Source organism: Qipengyuania mesophila (assembly GCF_019711655.1).
Taxonomy (GTDB): Bacteria; Pseudomonadota; Alphaproteobacteria; order Sphingomonadales; family Sphingomonadaceae; genus Qipengyuania; species Qipengyuania mesophila.
Genome location: NZ_JAIGNU010000001.1, coordinates 1,211,842 through 1,235,625 on the forward strand (window position 1 = coordinate 1,211,842; position 23,784 = coordinate 1,235,625).

The 23,784-nt window shown below is 64.5% G+C and carries 21 protein-coding genes; 7 read left to right on the top strand and 14 right to left on the bottom strand.

Features of this window, described 5'->3' with window-relative positions:
- Positions 1-2: 2 nt before the first annotated feature.
- A complete protein-coding gene (locus K3181_RS06045) occupies positions 3-1,055 on the bottom strand; it encodes a glycerophosphodiester phosphodiesterase family protein (protein WP_221601705.1) in 1,053 nt (350 codons plus the stop codon).
- On the bottom strand, positions 1,034-1,381 hold the full coding sequence (locus K3181_RS06050) for an ArsC family reductase (RefSeq protein ID WP_221601707.1): 348 nt from the start codon (positions 1,379-1,381) through the stop codon (positions 1,034-1,036). Before K3181_RS06050 ends, K3181_RS06045 begins: the two co-directional genes overlap by 22 nt.
- Positions 1,382-1,755: 374 nt before the next feature.
- Between K3181_RS06050 and K3181_RS06055 the strand changes: the two genes are divergently transcribed.
- Positions 1,756-1,884, top strand: coding sequence for an enoyl-CoA hydratase (locus K3181_RS06055; protein WP_221601709.1), 129 nt, complete (start codon positions 1,756-1,758; stop codon positions 1,882-1,884).
- A 40-nt stretch (positions 1,885-1,924) separates the two neighbouring features.
- Positions 1,925-2,035 carry an enoyl-CoA hydratase gene (locus K3181_RS06060; RefSeq protein ID WP_221601710.1) on the top strand — a complete coding sequence of 37 codons (111 nt, stop codon included), beginning with the start codon at positions 1,925-1,927 and terminating at the stop codon, positions 2,033-2,035.
- Positions 2,036-2,093: 58 nt separating this feature from the next.
- Here K3181_RS06060 and ruvC read toward each other — a convergent pair whose 3' ends face one another.
- Genes ruvC through K3181_RS06075 form a run of 3 tightly spaced genes read right to left on the bottom strand, consistent with a single transcriptional unit; the run spans position 2,094 to position 3,689 of the window.
- On the bottom strand, positions 2,094-2,567 hold the full coding sequence (gene ruvC, locus K3181_RS06065; protein ID WP_221602840.1) for a crossover junction endodeoxyribonuclease RuvC: 474 nt from the start codon (positions 2,565-2,567) through the stop codon (positions 2,094-2,096).
- Positions 2,564-2,914 (bottom strand): DUF3147 family protein, encoded by a 351-nt coding sequence (locus K3181_RS06070; RefSeq protein ID WP_221601720.1) that lies wholly within the window; start codon positions 2,912-2,914, stop codon positions 2,564-2,566. Before K3181_RS06070 ends, ruvC begins: the two co-directional genes overlap by 4 nt.
- Before the next feature lie 31 nt (positions 2,915-2,945).
- The gene (locus tag K3181_RS06075) at positions 2,946-3,689 is read right to left on the bottom strand and encodes a YebC/PmpR family DNA-binding transcriptional regulator (protein WP_221601722.1); all 744 of its coding nucleotides are present in this window, start codon (positions 3,687-3,689) and stop codon (positions 2,946-2,948) included.
- Between the two features lie 52 nt (positions 3,690-3,741).
- Here K3181_RS06075 and K3181_RS06080 point away from each other — a divergent pair, with 52 nt between their 5' ends.
- Positions 3,742-4,509, top strand: a complete 768-nt coding sequence (locus tag K3181_RS06080) for a CPBP family glutamic-type intramembrane protease (protein ID WP_221601741.1) — start codon at positions 3,742-3,744, stop codon at positions 4,507-4,509.
- Here the strand turns inward: K3181_RS06080 and K3181_RS06085 are convergent, their stop codons facing one another.
- The 3 genes from K3181_RS06085 to K3181_RS06095 all read right to left on the bottom strand — a co-directional run bounded on the left by K3181_RS06085 (position 4,510) and on the right by K3181_RS06095 (position 5,517).
- Complete coding sequence (locus K3181_RS06085; RefSeq protein ID WP_247714874.1) at positions 4,510-4,857, bottom strand: YbjQ family protein; 348 nt, start codon at positions 4,855-4,857, stop codon at positions 4,510-4,512.
- A gap of 26 nt (positions 4,858-4,883) precedes the next feature.
- Positions 4,884-5,120 carry a DUF2312 domain-containing protein gene (locus K3181_RS06090; RefSeq protein WP_221601743.1) on the bottom strand — a complete coding sequence of 79 codons (237 nt, stop codon included), beginning with the start codon at positions 5,118-5,120 and terminating at the stop codon, positions 4,884-4,886.
- A gap of 82 nt (positions 5,121-5,202) precedes the next feature.
- On the bottom strand, positions 5,203-5,517 hold the full coding sequence (locus K3181_RS06095) for a DUF1244 domain-containing protein (RefSeq protein ID WP_345725478.1): 315 nt from the start codon (positions 5,515-5,517) through the stop codon (positions 5,203-5,205).
- 49 nt (positions 5,518-5,566) lie between these two features.
- Between K3181_RS06095 and pyk the strand changes: the two genes are divergently transcribed.
- Positions 5,567-7,033 (top strand): pyruvate kinase, encoded by a 1,467-nt coding sequence (pyk, locus tag K3181_RS06100; protein WP_221601746.1) that lies wholly within the window; start codon positions 5,567-5,569, stop codon positions 7,031-7,033.
- The gene (locus K3181_RS06105; RefSeq protein ID WP_221601748.1) at positions 7,030-7,698 is read left to right on the top strand and encodes a phytanoyl-CoA dioxygenase family protein; all 669 of its coding nucleotides are present in this window, start codon (positions 7,030-7,032) and stop codon (positions 7,696-7,698) included. The genes pyk and K3181_RS06105 overlap by 4 nt, the downstream gene beginning before the upstream one ends.
- Before the next feature lie 13 nt (positions 7,699-7,711).
- On the opposite strand, the gene K3181_RS06110 is transcribed toward K3181_RS06105, so the two are convergent.
- From K3181_RS06110 to K3181_RS06135, 6 genes are all read right to left on the bottom strand, one after another.
- Positions 7,712-9,004, bottom strand: a complete 1,293-nt coding sequence (locus K3181_RS06110) for an NADH:flavin oxidoreductase/NADH oxidase family protein (protein WP_282099764.1) — start codon at positions 9,002-9,004, stop codon at positions 7,712-7,714.
- Between the two features lie 11 nt (positions 9,005-9,015).
- Positions 9,016-10,365, bottom strand: coding sequence for a glutamate--tRNA ligase (locus K3181_RS06115; RefSeq protein WP_221601751.1), 1,350 nt, complete (start codon positions 10,363-10,365; stop codon positions 9,016-9,018).
- A 40-nt stretch (positions 10,366-10,405) separates the two neighbouring features.
- Positions 10,406-12,781 (bottom strand): putative bifunctional diguanylate cyclase/phosphodiesterase, encoded by a 2,376-nt coding sequence (locus K3181_RS06120; protein WP_221601754.1) that lies wholly within the window; start codon positions 12,779-12,781, stop codon positions 10,406-10,408.
- A 205-nt stretch (positions 12,782-12,986) separates the two neighbouring features.
- A complete protein-coding gene (gene rpoC / locus K3181_RS06125; RefSeq protein WP_221601764.1) occupies positions 12,987-17,315 on the bottom strand; it encodes a DNA-directed RNA polymerase subunit beta' in 4,329 nt (1,442 codons plus the stop codon).
- Between the two features lie 57 nt (positions 17,316-17,372).
- Positions 17,373-21,566 (bottom strand): DNA-directed RNA polymerase subunit beta, encoded by a 4,194-nt coding sequence (gene rpoB, locus K3181_RS06130; RefSeq protein WP_221601766.1) that lies wholly within the window; start codon positions 21,564-21,566, stop codon positions 17,373-17,375.
- Between the two features lie 299 nt (positions 21,567-21,865).
- Positions 21,866-22,318: a YybH family protein gene (locus K3181_RS06135; protein WP_221601768.1), complete on the bottom strand. Its 453-nt coding sequence runs from the start codon at positions 22,316-22,318 to the stop codon at positions 21,866-21,868.
- 302 nt (positions 22,319-22,620) lie between these two features.
- Here K3181_RS06135 and K3181_RS06140 point away from each other — a divergent pair, with 302 nt between their 5' ends.
- Both K3181_RS06140 and rplJ read left to right on the top strand, forming a co-directional pair.
- Positions 22,621-22,851 carry a hypothetical protein gene (locus tag K3181_RS06140; protein WP_221601770.1) on the top strand — a complete coding sequence of 77 codons (231 nt, stop codon included), beginning with the start codon at positions 22,621-22,623 and terminating at the stop codon, positions 22,849-22,851.
- Between the two features lie 367 nt (positions 22,852-23,218).
- Positions 23,219-23,734 carry a 50S ribosomal protein L10 gene (gene rplJ / locus K3181_RS06145; protein ID WP_103023013.1) on the top strand — a complete coding sequence of 172 codons (516 nt, stop codon included), beginning with the start codon at positions 23,219-23,221 and terminating at the stop codon, positions 23,732-23,734.
- Positions 23,735-23,784: the final 50 nt, after the last annotated feature.

Here is a 23,784-nt window from a genome sequence, read left to right on the forward strand (position 1 = left end):
CCCTAGCCGCACCACCCGTTCCAGACCTGTTTGGGCAGCAAGACGACCTTGCCCGGATCATCGGTGAACACCCCGTCGACCTTTGCGGATACGAGCAGGTCGTACATGTGGTTATAGCAGCCCTCTTCACCCTCTCCTCCCGGGCGGCGGAATGCCACCGGCAGGAATCCATTCTCCTTGCGCAAGGTCCAGCCGTGAACCTTGAGGCCGGCGTCATGCGCGGCATCGACAAGCCCGGTCGGCGAACCCTCAGCGGTGAACAAGAGTCTGAAATCGGCGCCGATCACATCCGCGTAGGTGGCGACTTCGGCCAGACCGGAAGCGCTGAGCATAGCCGCGTAGGTCATCGACGGCTCGTCCGCAGGGCCGCCTTGCGAAGCCACAAGTTGGACCAACGGCACTTCGATCATGGCATTGAGCCGACGCAGGGTGGTGACTTCGAAACTCTGCACGAAGACCGGATCGACGGCGTCGTCGAGATCGGCTTCGCGCAACGCGGTAACCAGCAGGTCGACCGTATCGAAGCCCTCCTGCAACAGGAATTCGGGGTGCTTCAGCTCAGGGTAGATACCCACTCGCCGCCCAGTCTCCCGCTCTTTGGCAGCAACCAGCCGAAGGATTTCGGCGAAAGTCGGCACTGTGTACAGGCCGTCGAATTCGGCGTTTCCCGGCCGCAATGTCGGCAGCCGTTCCTTGGCGCGCAATGTGCGCAATTCGGCCAGCGTGAAGTCTTCTGCGAACCAACCATTGACCAGTCGTCCGTCGATCGTCTTGCCCCGGCGGCGGTCGGCGAATTCCTCGTGATCAGCGACGTCGGTCGTGTCGGAGAGTTCGTTTTCGTGCCGCGCCACCAGCACGAGATCCTTTGTGACGACGAGGTCGGGTTCGATATAGTCCGCGCCCTGATCGATCGCGCGCTCATAGGCGGCCAGCGTATGCTCGGGCCGCTCGCCGCTCGCGCCGCGATGCGCGATGACGATGAAATCCTCGCCCGGGGCAGCCGCGACCGGCGTCGCGACCAGCGCCGCGAGGATCAGGAGAAGTGCGCGGACCATTCGTCTTCCTTGAAACCGACCAGCAGGGCCCCGTGGTGTTCGACCACCGGCCGCTTGATCATCGAGGGGTTCTCTTGCAGCAATGTGACGGCCTTGGCGGCATCGATATCGGCCTTCTGCGCGTCGCTCAGCTTGCGGAAGGTGGTGCCGCGGCGGTTGAGCACGGTGTCGACGCCCGCGGCCTCGATCCACGCGGCCAGCTTGCCCGCATCTGCGCCTTCCTTCTTGTAATCGTGGAAGCTGTAATCGAGCCCGTGCGCGTCGAGCCAATTGCGCGCCTTCTTGACCGTGTCGCAATTGGGAATGCCGTAGAGATGGATGGTCAAAATGTTTGTCCTAAAAGGGTGAAGCATAGGGAGCACAGTCCGGGCGCGCAAAAGCGCCGGGAGCTGAATTACGCGCGATTCCCGAGATTTGTATGGTGATCGCGGGCGCACTCGCGGCTTCTAACCTGTCGGATCGCTGCAGGACAGGGCCGAAGTTGGAACAGGGAATCTCAGCAGGTAGCGACGGCCGAAAAGTCCGATCCTACCAGTTGGGAAATTTTCCCAACCTTGAGCAATCGGAACTGTCCGCACCCGCTCAGGCAAGTAGCATCAATCGCAGATTTGCGCGCTTTTCCGGATTTGGCACGCCTCCTGCACTCTTCCTGACAACGGCAAGATGGACTTGCCGAGAACACAACGGAAGGAAATGCACCATGATTACCTCGACGAACCAGAGCCTCTTCGCAGCCGCTTTCTCGATCGCCATTTCGGCAGCGCTGTTCGCCTCTGCCATCATCCCTGGCAGCCCCGCAGTCTTCGCCTCATTCACGACAACAGCCTGAGCCCCGCGCCATAGCCGCTCACCGACCAAGGACCTCCACGATGTTCGCCTCGACCAACCAGACCGTCTTCGCCGCAGCATTTTCAATCGTCATCTCGGCAATGCTCTTCGCGACCGCCATCGTCCCGGCCAGCCCGGCCGTCTTCGCCTGACCAAAAGCAGATAATGATACCCCGTAAGGATTGCGGCGGCAGCGACTGAGCCGACGAGCTAGATCCTCGACACAAGATGCGCATCGGCGATCGCGACCGCCAGCGCATCGGCCGCATCGGCCCCGCCAATCGCTGCACCCGGCAACAGCACTTTCAGCATGGCCTGAACCTGAGCCTTGTCCGCACCGCCGGTTCCCACGACCGCTTTCTTGATGAGCCGCGCGGCGTGCTCGTTCACAACGAGACCTGCAGCACCGCAGGCCGCGATCACTGCGCCGCGCGCCTGAGCGAGCTTCAGCGTCGACTGCGGGTTCTTGTTGACGAAGACCTCTTCGGCCGCCGCACGGTCGGGACGGTGGGTAGCGATCACCTCCGCCAGCGCCGCCTGCAACGCGGCCAGCCGCTCTGCCATGGGCGCCTTGGCATCGGTGGGAACCTGGCCGTTGGCGACATGCGCGATACGCGAGCCCTCGGCACGGATCACGCCCCAGCCGGTACAGCTGAGCGAAGGATCGAGGCCGAGGATGATCAGAGTCGGAGACCGAGACGCGGGCCGATCTGCATCATGCCAAGGTAGAGCAGGATGGTCACGGCGCAGCCGAGCCCGAGCGCCAGCCAGAAATTCGCGCCCTGTCGCAGCAGCATGGGGATCAGCAGGAACATCGGCAGGCTGGGCAGGACGTACCAGAAGGTCGCCTCGGCATGCCGTGCCATGTTCTCGGCATCGGGCCGCGCCATCCACAGGAAGATCATGCCGAGGATGGAAACGAGCGGCAGGCTGGCGATCAGCGCCCCCATCGTCGGCAAGCGTCGACCGACTTCGGCAATCGCCGCGATCATGACGCCGGCGAGCAGCGCCTTCGCGACGAACGCCAGCATCAGCCGGCCACTCCGCTTGCGGATGCGGCCATCAGCCCAGCTTCTCCATGATCTCGTCGGAGATGTCGTAATTGCCCCAGACGGTCTGGACGTCGTCGTCGTCCTCGAGCGCGTCGATCAGCTTGATCAGCGTCGAGGCGTTGTTCTCGTCCATCTCGACGGTGATGTTCGGCTTCCACGCCAGCTTGACGTTCTCCGCCTCGCCCAGTGCCTTTTCGAGATCGCCCGCGACCTGGTGCAAATCGTCCGCCGCGGTCCAGATCGTGTGGCCGTCTTCGCTGCTCTCGATATCGTCGGCGCCCGCTTCCATCGCCGCTTCGAGGACCTTTTCCTCGTCGCCCGCGCTCGCCGGATATTCGATCAGCCCGAGCCGTTCGAAACCGTGCTGCACGCTGCCCTCGGTGCCGAGGTTGCCGCCGTTCTTGCTGAAGGCGGTACGGATATTGGTGGCGGTGCGGTTGCGGTTGTCGGTCAGCGCCTCGACGATGATCGCGCTGCCGCCGGGGCCATAGCCCTCGTAGCGGACTTCCTCATAGTTCTCGCCGTCAGCCGCGCTCGCCTTGTCGATCGCGCGCTGGATGTTGTCCTTGGGCATCGACTGCGCCTTGGCCGCGTTGACCGCAAGGCGCAGGCGCGGGTTCATATCCGGATCGGGCATGCCCATCTTGGCCGCGACGGTGATTTCGCGGCTGAGCTTGGAAAACATCGCGCTGCGCTTCTTGTCCTGCGCGCCCTTGCGATGCATGATGTTCTTGAATTTGGAATGGCCGGCCATGGTTTCGCTTTGCGTCAATCGGGTGGGTGGAATCAGGGGTCGCCTTAGCCGCATGCACGCCGGAACGACAAGCCTTGCGCCCGCGAATTCGACGCGCGGCGAGTGGTCGCAATTCGCCACATTCCTGAAACGCCCGGTGCTGCCGGCGCGCGCGCCGATGCCGCGGCTGGCGAGCCTGGCCGCCGTGCTGCGCCTGTTCCTGCTCGACGTGCTGGTCATGGCCGCGCTGCTCGCGGTTGCGGGGGCGGTGATGTCGTCGGGGATCGAGGTCCCCAAGACCGCGCTGGCCGACATGGAGATCGGCGCCGATATCGCGCTGGCCGTGATCTTCTTCGCCCCGCTGGCCGAGGAATTCGCCTTTCGCGGCTGGCTCTCGGGCAGGCCCGGGCATCTGCTGGCAGTGCTGCTCGGCTCGCTGGTCGCCTTGGGGATGACGGTACTGCTCTTCGCCACTGCGACCGGTCCCGCCGAGAGCATGGGCACGATCGGACCCGCAGCGCTGAAGGGGGGCACTGCCGGGCTGGTCGTGGCGGGGCTGACGGTCTTCCTGTTGCGGGACCGGGACGCAATGGGCTGGTTCCAGCGGCTGTTTCCACTGCTGTTCTGGCTCAGCGCGGTGGGCTTTGCGAGCGTTCACCTCTTCAACTTCAAACCCGAAGAGATGATGATGGCGCTGCCGCTGGTGCTGCCGCAATTCGTCACCGGCACCATCCTCGGCTACCTGCGCGTCAACTACGGCCTGTGGGCGAGCGTGCTGCTGCACGCCCTCCACAACGGCGCCTTCATCGGGCTGGTGCTGCTGGCGGGCAGCAGCGCCTGATCAGATGCGGACCGCGGTCCCGGTGACCGAGACCATCAGCATCGAACCCTTGGACCCGACGACCTCGTAGTCGAGGTCGACCCCGACCACGGCATTGCCGCCGCGCTTGTCGCACGCCGCCTGCATTTCCTGCACCGCCCGCTGGCGCGCATCCTCGAGCACGCGCTCATAGCTCGCCGCGCGGCCGCCGAAGAAATCGCGCAGGCCGGCGAACATGTCGCGGAAGACATTGGCGCCGAGGATGACCTCGCCCGAGACGAGGCCGAGATAGGCCTCGATCGGGTGGCCCTCGATGCTCGGGGTAGTGGTCACCAGGATCACGCGGCGTTCGGGCAATTGCGCGGGCATCGGGGTTCTCCTTCGGGCGGACCGGCTCAGGCGATGCCGAGCGCGGCCTTGTAGGTATCGAGGATGGTTTCCATCTCGCGGCGGTCGTCGGGCGTCATCTTACGAAGGCGGACGATCTGGCGCATGATCTTGACGTCGTAACCGACCGCCTTGGCCTCGGCATAGACGTCGCGGATGTCGTCGGCGATGCCCTTCTTTTCTTCCTCGAGGCGTTCGATGCGCTCGATCAGCAGGCGCAGGCGGTCGTCGGTGGCTTCGGCCATGGGGTGTATGCTCCAGTGAAAATGAGAATCGGTCGGGCGGCTCGATAGCCAGCCCTTCGGTCGGGGTGAAGGCGGCGACTCGCTACTCCACGCGATTTTTCGCGATACTGGCTTCCATCCGCGCGAGCTGGTCCTCGGTGGCGGGGGTCTGGCGCGTCGCCTTCCACTCGTCCTGGGGCATGCCGTGGATCAATTCGCGCGCGGCCGCCTTGTCGCCTGCGAACCCCGCATCGCGGATCCAGTCGGCGAGGCAGTTGCGGCAGAATCCGGCGAGCCCCATCAGCTCGATGTTCTGCGCATCGTGACGGTGGCGCAGGTGGCGCACCAGCCGGCGGAACGCCGCCGCCGCTACGGCATCGTCGAGTTGGTCGAGCGGGTCGCCCGCATTCGTAGTCACAATCGCATCGTCCTTGCTTTGTCGTACGTCGCTGCCATAGGCGATTTCCATGGCCATCACAGCACCCAAGCTCGATCCGCGCGGCCGCAAGGTCAAGATCCTCGCGACCGTCGGCCCCGCCAGCCGCTCGCCCGAAATGCTCGCCCGCCTGTTCAAGGCCGGGGTCGACGCCTTCAGGGTCAACATGAGCCACGGCGAACATGCCGATCACGAGGCGACGATCAGGGCGATCCGCGCGATGGAGAAGGAATTCCACCGCCCGATCGCGATTCTCGCCGATCTGCAGGGGCCCAAGCTGCGCGTGGGCAAGTTCAAGGACGGGCAGGCGGTGATCCGCCATTCGGGCCATTTCACGCTTGATCGCAACCCCGAACCGGGCGACGAAACGCGCGTCGAACTGCCGCACCCCGAACTGTTCGGCCTGCTCGAAAAGGGCCAGCGGTTGCTGATCAACGACGGCAAGATCCGCCTCCGCGTGATCCGCGCCGACGACAAGGAAATCCTCTGCTCGGCAGAAGTCGGCGGGGTCATTTCCGACCGCAAGGGCGTCAACGTGCCCGATGCCGAGGTGCCGATTCCGGCGCTCACCGACAAGGACCGCCGCGACCTCGCCTTCGCCGTCCAGCAGGGGGTCGACTGGATCGGTCTGAGCTTCGTCCAACGTCCCGAGGACCTTGCCGAGGCGCGCAAGCTGATGGGCGGCTACGGCGCGCTCTGCGCCAAGATCGAAAAGCCGATGGCGGTCCGCCGGCTCGACGAGATCATCGACATGAGCGACGGGATCATGGTCGCGCGCGGCGACCTCGGCGTCGAACTCGAACCGCAGGAAGTCCCGCCGTTGCAGAAGCGGATCGTCAACGCGGCTCGGCTCAAGGGCAAGCCGGTGATCGTGGCGACGCAGATGCTCGAATCGATGATCGAGAGCCCCGCCCCGACCCGCGCCGAAGTGTCCGACGTCGCCAATGCGGTCTATGACGGCGCCGATGCGGTGATGCTGAGCGCCGAAACCGCGGCGGGCGACTGGCCCGAGGAAGCGGTGACGATCATGCACAAGATCGCCCGGCAGGTGGAAGGCGACGAAGCCTATCTCGAACGCGTCCGCCTGCTCGACACGCCGCCCGACGCGACCACCGCCGACGCGCTGGCGCATGCCTGCATGACCGTGGCCGACACCGTGCCGGTGAGCGCGATCACCGTCTTCACGGGATCGGGATCGACCGCGCGCCGCGTCGCGCGCGAGCGACCCAGCGTGCCGATGCTGGTGCTGACCCCCAGCATGAAGACCGCCCGGCGGCTGGGCCTGCTGTGGGGCGCGCATGCGGTGGCGACCAAGGACATCGGCAGTTTCGAGGAGATGATCGCCAAGGGCAAACGCATGGCGCTGCGCCATCGCTTCGGCCAGGCAGGCAGCAAGCTGATCGCGCTGGCCGGCGTGCCCTTCGGCACCCCCGGCTCGACCAACCTCCTCCACGTCGTCACCGTCACCGGCGACGAGCTGGAGAAGCACGAGGGGTGAGCTCGCTCACCCTCGACCGCGACGGTGCCCAGCATTTTCCAGCCGTGCTGGCTGCCTGCGTCGATGACATCCTGATTGCACTGGCTGAACTGCCGCAGGATCGCGCGGGCATACGACTCAACGGCGTCGGCCCACTTGAAAAGCACATCGGCATCAGTGGCTGCTTCGGCTCGATCGCTCGGCAATTCATCGGTGACCGGGCCAAACCCGTCCGCGCAATCCTCTTCGACAAGAGCGAAGGGCAGAATTGGTCGCTCGGTTGGCATCAGGATCGCACGATCTGTGTCGGCGAGCACTGCGAGGTCGAGGGGTTCGGACCGTGGTCGACGAAAGCCGGAATGCTCCATGTCGAGCCGCCCTTCGATGTAATCAAACGCATGGTCACCTTACGAGGCCATCTTGACCCCGTACCCGAAACGAATGCGCCGCTGCTCATTGCCGTCGGATCGCATCGGCTGGGCCGCGTCCCCACCACCGAGGTGGAGGAAATCGTTCGCGCATCATCGGTGGAGGCCTGCTTGGCGGAGGCCGGGGATGTCTGGGCCTATCGCACATCGATCATCCACGCCTCCAAGGCAGCGGAAGTGGGGCGAGGCAGGCGCGTTCTGCAGGTGGATTATAGCGCCGACGATTTGCCAGACGGATTGACCTGGGCAGGTATTTGATCCGTTCGCAGGGCTAGAGCGCCGCGCGTTCCTGCATGATGCGCTTGTTGCGCGCCTCGAGGATGCGGAAGGCCTTGAACACGGAGAGGTCGCGGTCGACCCGGCCTTCGTGTCCGAGCAGCCAGATCTGCTGGTAGAACCAGTAGATGCCGGCAAAGCCGTTGATCGCCTTCATGAGCTGGAAACGCTTGAGGAAGCCGAGCCAGCTGGGCAGCAGGTCGAGATTGTCCTCGTAGCGGGCGAAGCGCTCCGCGCCATTGAGCAACTCCGCAGGCGCATCGGTATCGACGCACAGAGGGCGCCCCAGCCCGATGAGATCGGCTGCGCCGCTCGCAAGCGCTTCTTCCATCGCGCCGCGTGTGCGAAATCCGCCGGTGACCATCAGCGGAACCGAAACCTCGGCCTGCATCGCCTTGGCAAAATCGACGAAATAGGCCTCGCGCGCGGCGGTCGAGGGCGCGACGTTCTGCACCGCCTCCTCTTCCTGGCCTGCGACACCGAGCAGCTTGGGCTGTTCGTAGGTACCGCCCGAAATCTCGATCAGGTCTACCGATGCGGCTTCAAGCCATTTCACCACCTGCAGGCTGTCGCCGAAATCGAACCCGCCCTTCTGGAAATCGGCGCTGTTGAGCTTCACCGAGACCGGGAAATCCGGCCCCACCGTCGCCCGCACCGAGCGAACGATCTCGAGCAGGAAGCGGGCGCGGTTCTCGAGCGAGCCGCCATAGTCGTCTGTGCGCAGGTTGACCCGCGGCGAGAGGAACTGCGAGACAAGGTAGCCATGTGCGCCGTGCACCTGAACGCCGGTGAAGCCCGCCTCCTTGCAGGCGCGCGCCGCAAGTGCCCAGCGAGTGACGAGATCGGCGATCTCCTCCCTCGTCAGCGGCGTGGGCTTGGCGAACTGGCTGCCCGGCAGCGCGAGCTGGACGTCGGAGGACGATTTGGGGTGCGGATTGACCAGCTTCTGCGTCTGGCGGCCGCCATGGCTGATCTGCGCCCAGAAGTGGTTGCCGTTGCGGGTAGCGGCCTTCGCCCAGCTCGCGAGGCGCGCCCTCATGTCGGCATCGGGTTCGCGCTCGATCACGACATTGCCGGGTCGTTCGAGATGGTCGCTGTCGATGATGATATTGCCCGACAGCAGCATGCCGGCACCGCCGTCGGACCAGATGCCGTAGAGGCGTTCGAGCGCGGGCGTGGGCCTCCCTTCGGGTGTGGCCAGACCTTCGGTCATGGCGGCCTTGGAAATCCTGTTGGGGAGCACCGCCCCGCAGGGCAACTTCAGCTCGCTTCCCAGTCCAATTCCCATCGCATGTCCCCCTAGCCCCGTGCTGCGGCCTCCAGCCGTTCGCGCGCGCGCGCTTCGCCGATCAGCGGCAGCAGTTCGCCCATGTCGGGCCCATGATCCATGCCCGTCAAGGCCTGCCGCAAGGGCAGGAACAGGGCCTTGCCCTTGCGGCCGGTGGTTTCCTTGAGCACGCCAGTGAGCGCGTGCCAGGGATCCTCACCCCATGCGAGTTGCCGCGCGGCTTCGCCGAGATAGGCGCGGTCCTCTTCGGAGAAGGCAGGCTGATCGACCGGTCCGGTGACCAGCCGCCACCAGTCCGCCGCTTCGGACACATGCGTCAGATTGGGCCGGATCGCATGCCAGCCGGCCTCGTCCATCCCCACGGGCAGGCGATCTGCGACTCCGGCGAAGGGCAACTGGTGGACCAGCGCGGCATTGAGCCGGTCGAGCTCGGCATCGTCGAACTTCGCCGGTGCGCGCCCGAAGGTCGCGAGGTCGAAGCTCTCGAGCAACAGGTCGCGGTCGGCGATCGCCTCGACCGGGAGCGAGGTGCCGAGGCGCGCCAGCAGCGCGACGATCGCGGCGGGTTCGATGTCGCGCTCGCGAAAGGCGTCGCAACCGAGCGATCCGAGCCGTTTCGACAGCTTGCCCTCGCGCCCCACCAGCAGCGCCTCATGCGCGAAACGCGGCATGGGGCCGACGGCATGGCCCGCCGCGATGAGCGCGTCGAACATCTGGGTCTGCACCGCGGTATTGCTGACGTGGTCTTCGCCCCGCAGCACGTCGGTCACCCGCATGTCGAGATCGTCGACCGCGCTCGGCAGCATGTAGAGCCAGCTACCGTCGGCGCGGCGGATGACCGGATCGGACAGCTGCGAGGGATCGAATTTCTGCGCGCCGCGGACGCCGTCCTCCCATGCGATCGGAACATCGTGGTCGAGCTTGAAACGCCAGTGCGGGAGAATCCCCTCGGCCTCCTTGCCCGCGCGGACTTCGGCGCTCAGTTCGAGCGCCCCGCGGTCGTAGATCGGCGGCAGGCCGCGCCCGAGGCGAATCTTGCGCTTGAGCTCGAGTTCCTGCTGGGTTTCGTAGCAGGGGTAGACGCGCCCCGCCTTGCGCAAGGCCTCGAAGGCGCGTTCGTAGAGCGCAAGCCGCTGCGACTGGCGGGTTTCGTCATCGGGCACCAGTCCGAGCCAGGCGAGATCGGCGCGGATCGCGTCGACGTATGCCTCGCGGCTGCGTTCGGCATCGGTGTCGTCGATCCGCAACAGGAAGCGTCCGCCGGACTTCCTGGCCAGCATCCAGTTGTGCAGCGCGGTGCGGATATTGCCGACGTGGAGCCGCCCGGTGGGCGATGGTGCGAAACGCGTGACGGTGGTCATTCGGGCGCGGATAGCCGAGCGGGCGACGCTTGGCGAGAGCTCAGCTGGCCCGCTGCGTCCGCCGCTTCATCACCGCCTCGCGCGCCTTGCGATAGTCGAGGATCCCGCTGGCATCGTCATTCATCGCCGCCTTCGCAGCAGACAAGGTGATGAAATTGTCTCCGGGCACCGGCTCGCAGATCAGATAGCCTTGCGCTTCCTGGCAGCCCAGCTTGCGCAGCAGATCGAGCTGGGCCCGCGTTTCCACGCCTTCCGCGGTGGTCGCCATTCCCAGCGCATCGGCCAGCCGGGTGATACTGGAGACGATGGCCTGGCTGTCCGCCGACATCTCGACCCCCTCGACGAAGTCGCGGTCGATCTTGATCCGATCGAAGAGAAAGCGGCGCAGATAGCTGAGCGAGGAATAGCCGATCCCGAAATCGTCGAGCGCGATCTTCGCGCCCAGCTCGCGCAGCTTCTCGAGATTGCTGGCGCACAGGCTGCCCTTCTGCATCAACACGTGTTCGGTGATCTCGAATTCCACCCGATGAGGTGATATCCCGTGGGTATGCACCGCCTGGGCTACGACGTCGGCCAGATGCGGGCTGCGGACCTGTGTCGGCGAAAGATTGATGGCGATGCGGAAATCGCCCTCCCAGCGCCCCGTCTCGGCGAGCGCCTGGCGGATCACCCATTCGCCGATCGGCACGATCATGCCCGTTTCCTCGGCCACTTCGAGAAATTCGGCGGGCGTCACGATCCCGCGTCTCGGGTGATACCAGCGAAGCAGCGCCTCGTATCCCGCGACCTCTCCCGTATCGAGATCGATGACCGGCTGGTAATGCAGCCTCAGCTGGCCGCGCGACAGGGCTTCGCGCAGGTCGGACTCGATCTCGCGTCGCTCGCGGGCCGCGCGATCCATGTCCTCGTCGTAGAGCGCTATGGTGTCGCGGCCCTTGTCCTTGGCGGCGAACAGCGCGAGGTCGGCGCGGCGCATGAGCTCCTCCGCATCGCATTCGGCCTCACAGCGCTGGGCGATGCCGATACTCCCCGAGATACGATAGATCTGACCGTCGAGCTCGAAGGGTTCGCGGATCACCGCGAGAAAACGGTGGGCGCGCTCGATCAGCATGCCGGCTCCGGCGCGCGTTTCGAGGAGGACCGCGAATTCATCGCCACCGAGCCGGGCGACGAGATCCTGGCCCCGCACTTCCTGCTCGAGACGGGTACCGATCTCGCGCAGCAGCCGGTCGCCGACGAGATGTCCCCGCGTATCGTTGACGGCCTTGAAGTCGTCGAGATCGAGATAGAACAGCACCACCTCGCGGGCTCGTTCGCTATCCTCCAGCGCAGTCCGCAGCCTCTCGTTGAAGAGGTAACGGTTGGCGAGGCCGGTGAGATTGTCGTAATGCGCCATGAAGGCGACGCGCTCCTCGATCAGCCGGTCGCCGGTCACGTCGCGCGCGACCCCGCTCATCCTTCCGTCGCTGCGCGGGCGGGCCGAGAGTTCCCAGTACCGCACGGCATCCCTGCCCCCGATCCCCGCCCTCAGTCTGAGCACGAGGCCACGAAAGGGGCTGCGTTCCATCAGGTGGCGGGCCAGGCGATCGCGCTCTTCCCCCGGCGTGAACAGATCGAGGAACTTGGAGGCTTCGAGTTCGTCGACCGGTTGCGCCGCCGCCGTTGCGAAACGATCCGTGACGTCGCGCAAGTTTCCATTCGACCCTACCGTCCACAGCCAGTCGGACGAATGCTCCTCGTAATCGTTGAGCAGAAGGCGCACGGTGTCGGCAGCCTCTTCGCGATCGACCTCCACTTGCGCCCAGCGGATCAGCTGGCGGTCCTGCTCGCGGACCGACCCGGCGAGCGCGAGAATGAACAGCGCAAGCAAAAGGATCGCCGGGAAGCTGGCGACGCCCGCGTGGATCCACATCGCGGCCACCGTCGCCAGGCCCACCAGGCCGAGCCGGGCCGAGGCCGCCAGCGGGGCGGTGCGGTGCACCAACAGTACGGTACACAGATTGGCGACAGTGATCGCGGCGAGCACCGCGACGGCAGTGCCGGAGGCGTAGATCGCCAGATAGACCGTGATGAAGCACCAGCTGGCGGAGCGGACGACTTCCATCGCCATGGATCGCTGCCAGTATTGCTGCAGTTCGGCATGGCTCGCTTGGGTCCGGTCGAGCCGGTAATCAAGCACGGTGGAGATCGCCAGCAGGACAATCTGGAACGCCATCCAGGACAGCAGCACGGCCAGCGGCGCGATATCGCGGAACGCGTAGACCACGCCCGCCATCGATCCGGTGCCGGCGACCAGCACCAATCGCGAACCGCCATTCACATTCGCGACACGCCGGGCCAGCAGCAAGCGGTCGACCGCCTCGGCAGCCGAACTTCTACCCAAATTCACGGGCAGCCCGGAGTCGAGCTTTGCCATTGACGCGAATTCCCCTGCGGTCCGCCACTGCAGCCTGCCGGCGGTTGTCCGATACCATATCGTGCAGTCACCGCCTGTGGCAGTCAAGTTATGAGCGCAATAACGTTACGCCGCGTTCTGGCCCTGGGGAAACCGCGTCGGACAAAAGAAAACCCCGCCGACTTACGCCGGCGGGGTCGATATTGGCCGTTAGACGGCGAAGGACTTATTCGCTGTCCTTGGCATCTTCGTTGAGATAGTCGCCCGCATCGGCATCGGTGCCATGGGTTTCGCCTTCCATGGTCGCCAGCGGATCGTCGCCGATGGCCGCTTCGGGTCCCTGGGCGAGTTCCGCCTCGTGCTCTTCTTCGGCGGTGTTGGCGGCGATGATCGCTTCCTGTGCCTTCTTCCACTGGGCGCGCAGGGCGGCATCGCGGCTCGAGGCGGTGATGCGCATGCGGTTCATGCCCGCACCGGTTCCGGCGGGAATGAGGCGGCCGACGATCACGTTTTCCTTCAGGCCGACCAGAGTGTCCTTCTTCCCTTCGACCGCGGCCTGCGTGAGCACGCGCGTGGTTTCCTGGAACGAAGCGGCCGAGATGAACGAACGCGTCTGCAGCGAGGCCTTGGTGATGCCCAGCAGGATTGGAGTGCCCTTGGCGGGTTCCTTGCCCTTGCCGAGCTTGGCGTTGGTCTCGTTGAGCTCTTCGAGGTCGACCTGTTCGCCAGGCAGCAGAACGGTGTCGCCACCGTCGGTGATCTCGACCTTCTGCAGCATCTGGCGAACGATCACCTCGATGTGCTTGTCGTTGATCTTCACGCCCTGGAGTCGGTAGACTTCCTGGATCTCGTTGACGAGATATTCGGCCAGCGCCTCGACGCCCAGCACCTCGAGGATGTCGTGCGGGTTGGGCGAGCCGGAAATCAGGGTGTCACCCTTCTTCACGAAGTCGCCTTCCTGCACGTCGATCACCTTGGTCTTGGGGATCAGGTACTCGACTGCATCACCTTCCTCGGGCACGATAGCGATCTTGCGCTTCGCCTTGTATTCGCGAACGAATTCGATCTTGCCCGAAATCTTGGCGATCACCGAATTGTCCTTCGGCAGACGCGCCTCGAACAGTTCGGCCACACGCGGCAGACCGCCGGTGATGTCGCGGGTCTTGGCCGCTTCGCGCGACGCACGAGCGAGAATGTCGCCCGCTTCGACCTGCTGGTTGTCCTCGACCGAGAGAACGGTGCCCGGGGCCAGCATGTATCGCGCATGTTCGCTTTCGTCGCCCGCGTCGTTGAACAGGGTCAGGCGCGCGCGCAGATCCTCGTTCTTCTTGCGGCCCGAGGTCTTGACCTCGGTGACGACGCGCTGGGCGATACCGGTGGCATCGTCGACGCGTTCTTCCATGGTCGTGCCGTCGATCAGGTCCTGGTACTTCACCACACCCGAAGTTTCGGTGATGATCGGCAAGCTGAACGGATCCCATTCGGCCAGGCGTTCGCCTTCCTTCACCTTGCCGCCATCCTTGTGCATCAGCACGGTACCGTAAGGCACCTTGTGGATCTCGCGTTCGCGGCCTTCGGCATCGATCACAGCCAGTTCGCCGTTGCGGGCGAGCGACAGGATACGGCCCTTCTTGTCGGTGATGGTCGGCATGTCGCGATAGACGACCTTGCCGTCCGACACGGCTTCGAGATGCGAGGTCTCGTTGAGCTGTGCGGCACCGCCGATGTGGAAAGTACGCATGGTCAGCTGCGTGCCGGGTTCACCGATGGACTGCGCGGCGATGACGCCGACAGCTTCACCGATGTTGACCGGCGTACCACGCGCAAGGTCGCGGCCGTAGCAGGTGGCGCAGACGCCCTGTTCCGCTTCGCAGACCAGCGGCGAACGGATCTTGGCGACCTGCACTTCGGCTTCCTCGATCGCCTTGATCATCGGTTCGTCGAGCAGCGTGCCCGCCGGTGCGATGACCTCGTCGGTGGCGGCGTTGACGATGTCTTCGGCCACGGTGCGGCCGAGGATACGCTCGCCGAGCGAGGCGATGACGCTACCGCCCTGGACGATTGCACGCATGTCGAGCGAGTTCTCGGTCTTGCAGTCTTCCACGACGATCGTGCAATCCTGCGAGACGTCGACCAGACGGCGCGTGAGGTAACCCGAGTTCGCGGTCTTCAACGCGGTGTCCGCGAGGCCCTTACGAGCGCCGTGGGTCGAGTTGAAGTATTCAAGGACGTTGAGGCCTTCCTTGAAGTTCGAGATGATCGGGTTCTCGATGATTTCGCCGCTCGGCTTGGCCATAAGGCCGCGCATGCCGGCGAGCTGCTTCATCTGCGCCGGGCTACCACGAGCGCCCGAGTGGGCCATCATGTAGATCGAGTTGATCTCGGCCTGGACGCCGTCCTTGCCGATCGGGCGGGCCTTGATCTTCTCCATCATGGCATCGGCCACCTGGTCGCCGCAACGGCTCCAGGCGTCGATCACCTTGTTGTACTTTTCCTGCTGGGTGATCAGGCCGTCCTGATACTGCTGCTCGTAGTCGGCGACCATGTTCTTGGTCGTCTCGACCAGTTCGACCTTCTCCTCGGGGATGATCATGTCGTCCTTGCCGAAGGAGATGCCGGCCTTGAACGCGTGGCGGAAGCCTAGCGCCATGATGGCGTCGGCGAACAGCACCGTGTCCTTCTGGCCGGTGTGACGATAGACCTCGTCGATGACGTCGGCGATGTCCTTCTTGGTCAGCAGGCGGTTGACGATGTCGAAGGGAACCTTGTGGTTCTTCGGCAGGCATTCACCGATCAGCATGCGCCCGGCAGTCGTTTCGAAACGCTGCATGACGATGTTGCCATCTTCGTCGGCCTGCGGAACGCGGGCGAGGATCTTGGTGTGAAGCGAGACCTGCTTGGTTTCGAGCGCCTGGTGCACTTCAGCCATGTCGCTGAACATCTGCAGCTTCTCGACCTTCTCGCCCTTGTCGTTTTCGACGAACTCGGGGGTCTTCTCCTGCCGCTCCATCGAGAGGTAGTAGAGGCCCAGGACCATGTCCTGCGAGGGCACGATGATCGGCTTGCCGTTGGCGGGCGAGAGGATGTTGTTGGTCGACATCATCAGCACACGCGCTTCCAGCTGCGCCTCGAGGCTCAGCGGGACGTGGACAGCCATCTGGTCGCCGTCGAAGTCGGCGTTGAAGGCGGCGCAGACCAGCGGGTGCAGCTGGATAGCCTTGCCCTCGATCAGGACCGGCTCGAAGGCCTGGATGCCGAGACGGTGGAGCGTCGGTGCCCGGTTGAGGAGGACCGGGTGCTCGCGAATGACTTCGTCGAGGATGTCCCAGACTTCCTTGCGCTCCTTCTCGACCCACTTCTTCGCCTGCTTGAGGGTCATCGAGAGACCCTTGGCGTCGAGGCGCGCGTAGATGAACGGCTTGAACAGCTCGAGCGCCATCTTCTTGGGCAGGCCGCACTGGTGCAGCTTGAGTTCCGGACCGGTCACGATGACCGAACGGCCCGAATAGTCGACGCGCTTGCCGAGCAGGTTCTGGCGGAAGCGGCCCTGCTTGCCCTTGAGCATGTCGGACAGCGACTTGAGCGGACGCTTGTTGGCGCCGGTGATCACGCGGCCGCGACGGCCGTTGTCGAACAGCGCGTCGACCGCTTCCTGCAGCATGCGCTTTTCGTTGCGGACGATGATGTCCGGAGCGCGCAGCTCCATCAGGCGCTTGAGGCGGTTGTTACGGTTGATCACGCGACGGTAGAGGTCGTTGAGGTCCGAGGTCGCGAAGCGGCCACCGTCGAGCGGAACCAGCGGGCGCAGCTCGGGCGGAATGACCGGCACGACTTCGAGGATCATCCACTCGGGGCGGTTGCCCGATTCGATGAAGCTTTCGACGACCTTGAGGCGCTTGATGATCTTGGCGGGCTTGAGCTTCGACTTGGTAGTCGCGAGCTCTTCCAGCAGGTCTTCCTTCTCCTGCTCGAGGTCGAGGTCCATCAGCATGGTCTTGACCGCTTCGGCACCGATCGCGGCGCTGAAGGCGTCTTCGCCGTACTCATCCTGCGCTTCGAGCAGTTCGTCCTCGGTGAGGAGCTGGAACTTCTCGAGCGGGGTCAGGCCGGGCTCGGTGACGATGTAGCTCTCGAAGTAGAGCACGCGTTCGAGCTGCTTGAGCTGCATGTCGAGCAGCAGGCCGATGCGCGACGGCAGCGACTTGAGGAACCAGATATGCGCGACCGGCGCGGCCAGTTCGATGTGACCCATGCGTTCGCGACGGACCTTGGTCACGGTCACTTCGACGCCGCACTTCTCGCAGACGACGCCCTTGTACTTCATGCGCTTGTACTTGCCGCACAGGCACTCGTAGTCCTTCACGGGGCCGAAGATGCGCGCGCAGAACAGGCCGTCACGCTCGGGCTTGAACGTACGGTAGTTGATCGTTTCGGGCTTCTTGATCTCCCCGAAGGACCACGAGCGGATGCGCTCGGGGCTGGCGATGCCGATCTGGATCTCGTCGAAAGTCTCGGGCTTCGCGAGCTGGTTGGTGAATTTGGTCAGTTCGTTCATGACTTTATCCCTTAGCGGGTGAATTCCTGGGGCGGTGGGGGGAGCGTTGCCGCTCCCCTATTCCGCCGCGATCGCGAGACCATCGTCGTCCTCGTCGTCGCTGAGCGACTTGAGTTCGACGTTGAGGCCCAGGCTACGCATTTCCTTGACGAGCACGTTGAAGCTCTCGGGAATGCCCGCCTCGAAGGTATCGTCGCCCTTGACGATCGCTTCGTAGACCTTGGTACGACCGATCACGTCGTCCGACTTCACGGTGAGGATTTCCTGCAGCGTGTACGCGGCGCCGTAGGCCTGGAGCGCCCAGACCTCCATCTCCCCGAAGCGCTGGCCGCCGAACTGCGCCTTACCGCCCAGCGGCTGCTGGGTGACGAGGCTGTAGGGACCGATCGAACGGGCGTGGATCTTGTCGTCGACGAGGTGGTGCAGCTTGAGCATGTAGATGATGCCCACGGTGACCTTGCGGTCGAAGGCTTCACCCGTACGCCCGTCGAACAGCACCGACTGGCCCGAGCTGTGGAGACCGGCCTTTTCGAGTTCGATCGTCACGTCGCCTTCGCGGGCACCGTCGAACACCGGCGTACCCATCGGGACACCCGCGGTGAGGTTGCCCGCCAGTTCCACGATGTCGGCGGTCGAACGGCTGTCGATCGCATCGTGATACTCTTCGCCATAGACGTCCTTGAGCCGCGCAATGACGGCTTCGGGCGGCTTGGCCTTGGCGTAGTCCTCGGCGGCATTGGGGTTCGCCCGCTTCCACTCTTCGAGCTGCTCGCCGATCTGGTGGCCCAGATTGCGGGCCGCCATGCCGAGGTGCGTTTCGAAGATCTGCCCGACGTTCATGCGCGACGGCACGCCGAGCGGGTTGAGGACGATGTCGACCGGGGTACCGTCTTCGAGGAACGGCATGTCCTCGACCGGCAGGATGCGGCTGATGACGCCCTTGTTCCCGTGACGGCCGGCCATCTTGTCGCCCGGCTGCAGCTTGCGCTTCACCGCGACGAAGACCTTGACCATCTTGAGAACGCCCGGGGCGAGTTCGTCACCGCGCTCGAGCTTCTCCTTGCGGTCCTCGAACTTCTCTTCGATGAACTTGACCGCTTCGTCATACTGCGACTTGACGGCTTCGAGCTGCGCCTGGCGGCCATCGTCGGCCACGGCGAACTTGAACCATTCGTGCTTGTCGACGCCTTCGAGCAGCTCCTCGGTGATCTCGCTGCCCTTCTTGACGCCCTTCGGCGCGGCCGAAGCGGTCTGACCGACGAGCATGTCCTTCAGGCGGTTGTAGGTCGCCCGGTTGAGGATCGCGCGTTCGTCGTTCGAGTCCTTGCGGAGGCGTTCGATTTCCTCGTTCTGGATCGCCCGCGTACGGTCGTCGATCTCGATGCCGTGGCGGTTGAAGACGCGGACTTCGACGATCGTCCCGGCAACGCCCGGCGGCAGGCGGAGCGAGGTGTCGCGCACGTCGCTGGCCTTTTCGCCGAAGATCGCGCGGAGGAGCTTTTCTTCCGGCGTCATCGGGCTTTCGCCCTTGGGCGTGATCTTGCCGACGAGAATGTCGCCCGGGTGCACTTCGGCGCCGATGTAGACGATGCCCGCTTCGTCGAGGTTGCGCAGGGCTTCCTCGCCGACGTTCGGGATGTCGCGGGTGATGTCCTCGGGCCCGAGCTTTGTGTCGCGGGCCATGACCTCGAATTCCTCGATGTGGATCGAGGTGAACACGTCGTCCTTCACGATGCGTTCGCTGATCAGGATCGAGTCTTCGTAGTTGTAGCCGTTCCAGGGCATGAAGGCGACGAGGCTGTTGCGGCCCAGCGCCAGTTCGCCGAGATCGGTCGAGGGACCGTCGGCGATGATATCGCCGGCTTCGACCGTTTCACCGACCTTCACCAGCGGACGCTGGTTTATGCAGGTGTCCTGGTTCGAACGCTGGAACTTCTGCAGCGTGTAGATGTCGACGCCCGACTGGCCGGGTTCGACATCGCCGATGGCACGGATCACGATACGGGTAGCGTCGACCTGGTCGACGATGCCGCCGCGGGTAGCCGCGATCGCCGCGCCCGAATCGCGGGCGACGGTCTCTTCCATGCCGGTACCGACCCAGGGCGCTTCCGCCTTGACCAGCGGAACCGCCTGGCGCTGCATGTTCGAGCCCATCAGTGCGCGGTTGGCGTCATCGTTTTCCAGGAACGGAATGAGCGATGCCGCGACCGAGACGAGCTGCTTGGGGCTGACGTCCATCAGCGTGATGGTTTCGCGCGGCGCCATCAAATTGTCGCCGTCGTGACGGGCCGAAACCAGTTCCTCGACGAACGAGCCGTCGTCGTTGAGGTCGGCCGAAGCCTGCGCGACGGTGTGCTTCTGCTCTTCCATCGCCGAGAGGTAGACCACCTCGTCGGTGACCTTGCCGTCGATGACCTTGCGGTACGGCGTCTCGATGAAGCCGTACTTGTTGACGCGGGCGAATGTCGAGAGCGAGTTGATCAGGCCGATGTTCGGGCCTTCGGGCGTCTCGATCGGGCAGATGCGGCCATAGTGCGTGGGGTGGACGTCGCGCACTTCGAAGCCGGCACGCTCGCGGGTGAGGCCGCCCGGGCCAAGCGCCGAAACGCGGCGCTTGTGGGTGACTTCCGAGAGCGGGTTGGTCTGGTCCATGAACTGCGAGAGCTGGCTGGATCCGAAGAACTCGCGAACGGCAGCCACGGCGGGCTTCGCATTGATCAGATCATTCGGCATGACGGTCGACACGTCGACCGAGCTCATACGTTCCTTCACCGCGCGTTCCATCCGCAGCAGGCCGACGCGGTACTGGTTCTCGAGCAGTTCGCCGACCGAACGGACGCGGCGGTTGCCGAGGTTGTCGATGTCGTCGACTTCGCCCTTGCCGTCCTTGAGGTCGACCAGTTCCTTGACCACGGCGAGGATGTCTTCCTTGCGCAGCGTGGTGACGGTGTCCTCGGCATCGAGTTCGAGGCGCATGTTGAGCTTGACGCGGCCGACGGCCGACAGGTCGTAGCGCTCGCCGTCGAAGAACAGGCCTTCGAACAGCGCTTCGGCGGTTTCCTTGGTCGGCGGCTCGCCCGGACGCATGACCTTGTAGATCGCTTCCAGGCCCTCGTCGCGGTTCTCGGCCTTGTCGACCTTCAGCGTGTTGCGGATCCACGGGCCGGTGTTGACGTGGTCGATGTCGAGCAGGTCCATCGCGTCGATGCCCGCGGCATCGAGCACTTCGAGGTTCTCGGCCGAGACCTCGTCGCCCGCTTCGATGTAGATGCGGCCGGTCTTTTCATCGATCATGTCGCGGCTGGCGTAGCGGCCGAAGATTTCCTCGGTCGGGAGCAGCAGCGTTTCGAGACCGTCCTTGGCCGCCTTGTTGGCAGCGCGCGGGCTGATCTTCTGGGCAGCGGGGAAGACTTCCTCGCCGGTCTTGGCATCGACCAGCGCGAAGGCCGGCTTCTGGCCACGCCACTGTTCGGCGACGAAGGGAATTTCCCAACCGTCCTTGGCGCGCTTCCAGGCCACGGTTTTGTAGAAGTGGTTGAGGATGTCCTCGGCATCGAGGCCGAGCGCGAACAGCAGCGCGGTGACCGGCAGCTTGCGCTTGCGGTCGATACGCACGTTGACGACGTCCTTGGCGTCGAATTCGAAGTCGAGCCAGCTACCGCGATAGGGGATGATGCGGGCCGCGAAGAGGAGCTTGCCCGAGGAGTGGGTCTTGCCGCGGTCGTGGTCGAACAGCACGCCCGGCGAACGGTGCATCTGGGACACGATGACGCGCTCGGTGCCGTTGATGATGAAGGTGCCGTTGCCCGTCATCAGGGGCATGTCGCCCATGTAGACGTCCTGCTCCTTGATATCGAGGACCGAACGGGTTTCGGTTTCCTGGTCCACCTCGAACACGATCAGGCGGAGCGTGACCTTCATCGGGGCGGCATAGGTGATGCCACGCTGGCGGCATTCGACGATGTCGTATTTCGGCGCTTCGAGTTCGTAGTGGACGAAGTCGAGTTCGGCGGTGCCGGCGAAGTCGCGAATCGGGAACACCGAACGCAGCGTCTTTTCGAGGCCGGAAACGTAACCCGTTTCCTTGTTCGAGCGCAGGAACTGTTCGTAGCTCTCGCGCTGCACCTCGATCAGGTTCGGCATGTCGACGACTTCGTGGATGTCGCCGAAGATCTTGCGGATACGACGCTTCGCCGTGCCCTGCGCGTTCGTGCCCCGGGTCTTCTTCGGAGCCTTCGCCTTGGTAGCCATAAGGGGTAGTTACCTCTTCTCGTGTGCGCCGGGCCCGCGCGGTCGGGACCGGAATTCAAGTCTCATGCGCGTGAGATCCATGGTCGGGACGCGAAAAGGCCGCAGCGGATGACGCACCTGTCCCGGTGGCCTGCTGCAGCTTCTCAAGCGTCGCGATTATGGAAACGCCGCCTCCATCCTGTGCCCGATTCCCGCGCATGAATCGGACTCGCTCGAAGCGTGCGGTCGCGGGGCATGTAGGAATTGGGGGGCCGCCGGTCAACCGGGGAATCGAGAGACCATCGAAATCCGTTGGCAGACTAGTCGACCGGACGATTGCTCCACATCATCCGCACGATCTTCCAGTGCCCGGCTTCGTCCGGCCGGGCATGGATGATGTAGTAGCCTTCCTGGGCGCTGCGCTTGCCGGCATAGGTGAAGGCGATCCTGCTCCGCCCTGCAACCGCCGCAAGGGCGGGCGAGCCCTCGATCGCTACGGGTTCACGCTCGAAATACTCGACTTCGGTCGGAGGCGAGCCCTCGGGGAACCAGAAGGCGCGCATTTGGTCCATGCCCGACAGCGACTCTCCCCCGCCGCCCGGATAGATCACCGCATCGGGGGCGAACAGCGCGAGCAGCGCTTCGGATTGCGCTGCGGTTCCGTGCTTCAGCCATGCCCTGGCGTAGCTGTGGTCGAGCGCCCGCAGCGCCTCGCGGTCGCCTGCGGTCAGGCCGGTCTTCTCACCGATCGCCTGGGCGGCGGGTTCGGCCACGGGAGGGCCGGAACAACCCGCAAGGCACAGGACGGCCATGGCCGACATCACGCGATACATCCGAAACCTCCCGTCAGACGTGCGGTCGATGGCGGATCGGCCCGGCCGGGTCGAAGGCTCCTCCACCAATCGCATCTATCGCCCGGCGAACGACTTTGCCGCTGCTTCCGCGCCAGCGGTCGCGCTGGTCGTAACGATGGCTGCGAGAAAATTTCGCCCCCGCGAAGATTGTGTCTTCTCCTTGGCGAAAATGAGGCTATTTTATGGCCACGCCAATCATGGCGTTACAGGAATAGAATCACATGAAGAAGATCGCACTCGTTGCCGCGCTTCCCGTTGCGCTGACCCTCGCCGCTTGCGGTGAACAGGCTGCCGAGGAAGCTCCGGTTGAAGAAACCACCGTCGAAGCTCCGGTCGTCGAAGAGACCCCGGCTGTGACCGACGAAATGGCCACCGAAGCTACCGTCGACGCGACCGCTACCGACGCGACCGCGACCGAAGAAGCTCCGGCTGAAGAAGCTCCGGCTGAATAATCCATTCCGGCTCGGCGCTCCGGCGCCGAGCCCAGGATTGCGAGAGGCTCGTTCCGCAAGGGACGGGCCTCTTTGCTTGTGTGCGCTGTAACCGCTGTGCCTTGACTCGCGGGAGAATTCCGCTAGATGCGCGCCCGGCCGTGCAAGCGGCCATCCGTCCGAGACAGTTGGTGACCGGGATCTGCCGGTCTTAATTTCCAGCCTAGACGGGGAACAGAGATTGCATGGCGATGCCCCGCATCGCCGTTTCGCGCCATCTGGCGCACTCCTTCCCCATCAACGGACTCGCCCGTGTCGTTTTCGGCACGGACAAACGTAGCCGGCCGTCCGGGAGCCATCCTGGTCGGTCATAGTGAAGGAGTATGGCATGGATCGTTCGCAGAAAGCCGATGCGGTCGCCCAGCTCAGCGAAGTCTTCAACCAGGCTGGCGTGGTCGTCGTGACCCGCAACCTGGGCCTTACGGTCGCCCAGTCGACCGAACTGCGCTCGAAGATGCGTGAAGCCGGCGCGACCTACCAGGTTGCGAAGAACCGTCTGGCCAAGCTCGCCCTGAAGGACACCGACTACGCAGGTCTCGACGAGTACCTGTCCGGTCCGACCGCCCTCGGTTATTCCGAGGATCCGGTCGCCGCGGCCAAGGCCGTGGTGGACTTCGCCAAGACCACCGACAAGATCGAAATCGTCGGTGGATCGATGGGCGCGCAGAAGCTCGACGAAGCCGGGGTCAAGGCACTCGCCTCGATGCCGAGCCTCGACGAACTTCGTGGCACGATCGTGGGCCTCCTCAACGCGCCGGCGACCAAGGTCGTCCGCACGATCAAGGAACCCACCTCGATGCTCGCTCGCGTTTTCGGTGCCTATGGCGCCAAGGAAGCCGCGTAAGAGCCGGTTCGACGTACGAACACATATTCATCGGGGCATGGCCACCCAGG

Coding starts and splice junctions, on each gene's coding strand:
- K3181_RS06045 (WP_221601705.1), bottom strand. CDS start 1,055: ATGGTCCGCGCACTTCTCCTGATCCTCGCGGCGCTGGTCGCGACGCCG.
- K3181_RS06055 (WP_221601709.1), top strand. CDS start 1,756: ATGATTACCTCGACGAACCAGAGCCTCTTCGCAGCCGCTTTCTCGATC.
- K3181_RS06060 (WP_221601710.1), top strand. CDS start 1,925: ATGTTCGCCTCGACCAACCAGACCGTCTTCGCCGCAGCATTTTCAATC.
- K3181_RS06070 (WP_221601720.1), bottom strand. CDS start 2,914: ATGCTGGCGTTCGTCGCGAAGGCGCTGCTCGCCGGCGTCATGATCGCG.
- K3181_RS06075 (WP_221601722.1), bottom strand. CDS start 3,689: ATGGCCGGCCATTCCAAATTCAAGAACATCATGCATCGCAAGGGCGCG.
- K3181_RS06080 (WP_221601741.1), top strand. CDS start 3,742: ATGCACGCCGGAACGACAAGCCTTGCGCCCGCGAATTCGACGCGCGGC.
- K3181_RS06085 (WP_247714874.1), bottom strand. CDS start 4,857: ATGCCCGCGCAATTGCCCGAACGCCGCGTGATCCTGGTGACCACTACC.
- K3181_RS06090 (WP_221601743.1), bottom strand. CDS start 5,120: ATGGCCGAAGCCACCGACGACCGCCTGCGCCTGCTGATCGAGCGCATC.
- pyk (WP_221601746.1), top strand. CDS start 5,567: ATGGCCATCACAGCACCCAAGCTCGATCCGCGCGGCCGCAAGGTCAAG.
- K3181_RS06110 (WP_282099764.1), bottom strand. CDS start 9,004: ATGGGAATTGGACTGGGAAGCGAGCTGAAGTTGCCCTGCGGGGCGGTG.
- K3181_RS06115 (WP_221601751.1), bottom strand. CDS start 10,365: ATGACCACCGTCACGCGTTTCGCACCATCGCCCACCGGGCGGCTCCAC.
- K3181_RS06120 (WP_221601754.1), bottom strand. CDS start 12,781: ATGGCAAAGCTCGACTCCGGGCTGCCCGTGAATTTGGGTAGAAGTTCG.
- rpoC (WP_221601764.1), bottom strand. CDS start 17,315: ATGAACGAACTGACCAAATTCACCAACCAGCTCGCGAAGCCCGAGACT.
- rpoB (WP_221601766.1), bottom strand. CDS start 21,566: ATGGCTACCAAGGCGAAGGCTCCGAAGAAGACCCGGGGCACGAACGCG.
- K3181_RS06140 (WP_221601770.1), top strand. CDS start 22,621: ATGAAGAAGATCGCACTCGTTGCCGCGCTTCCCGTTGCGCTGACCCTC.
- rplJ (WP_103023013.1), top strand. CDS start 23,219: ATGGATCGTTCGCAGAAAGCCGATGCGGTCGCCCAGCTCAGCGAAGTC.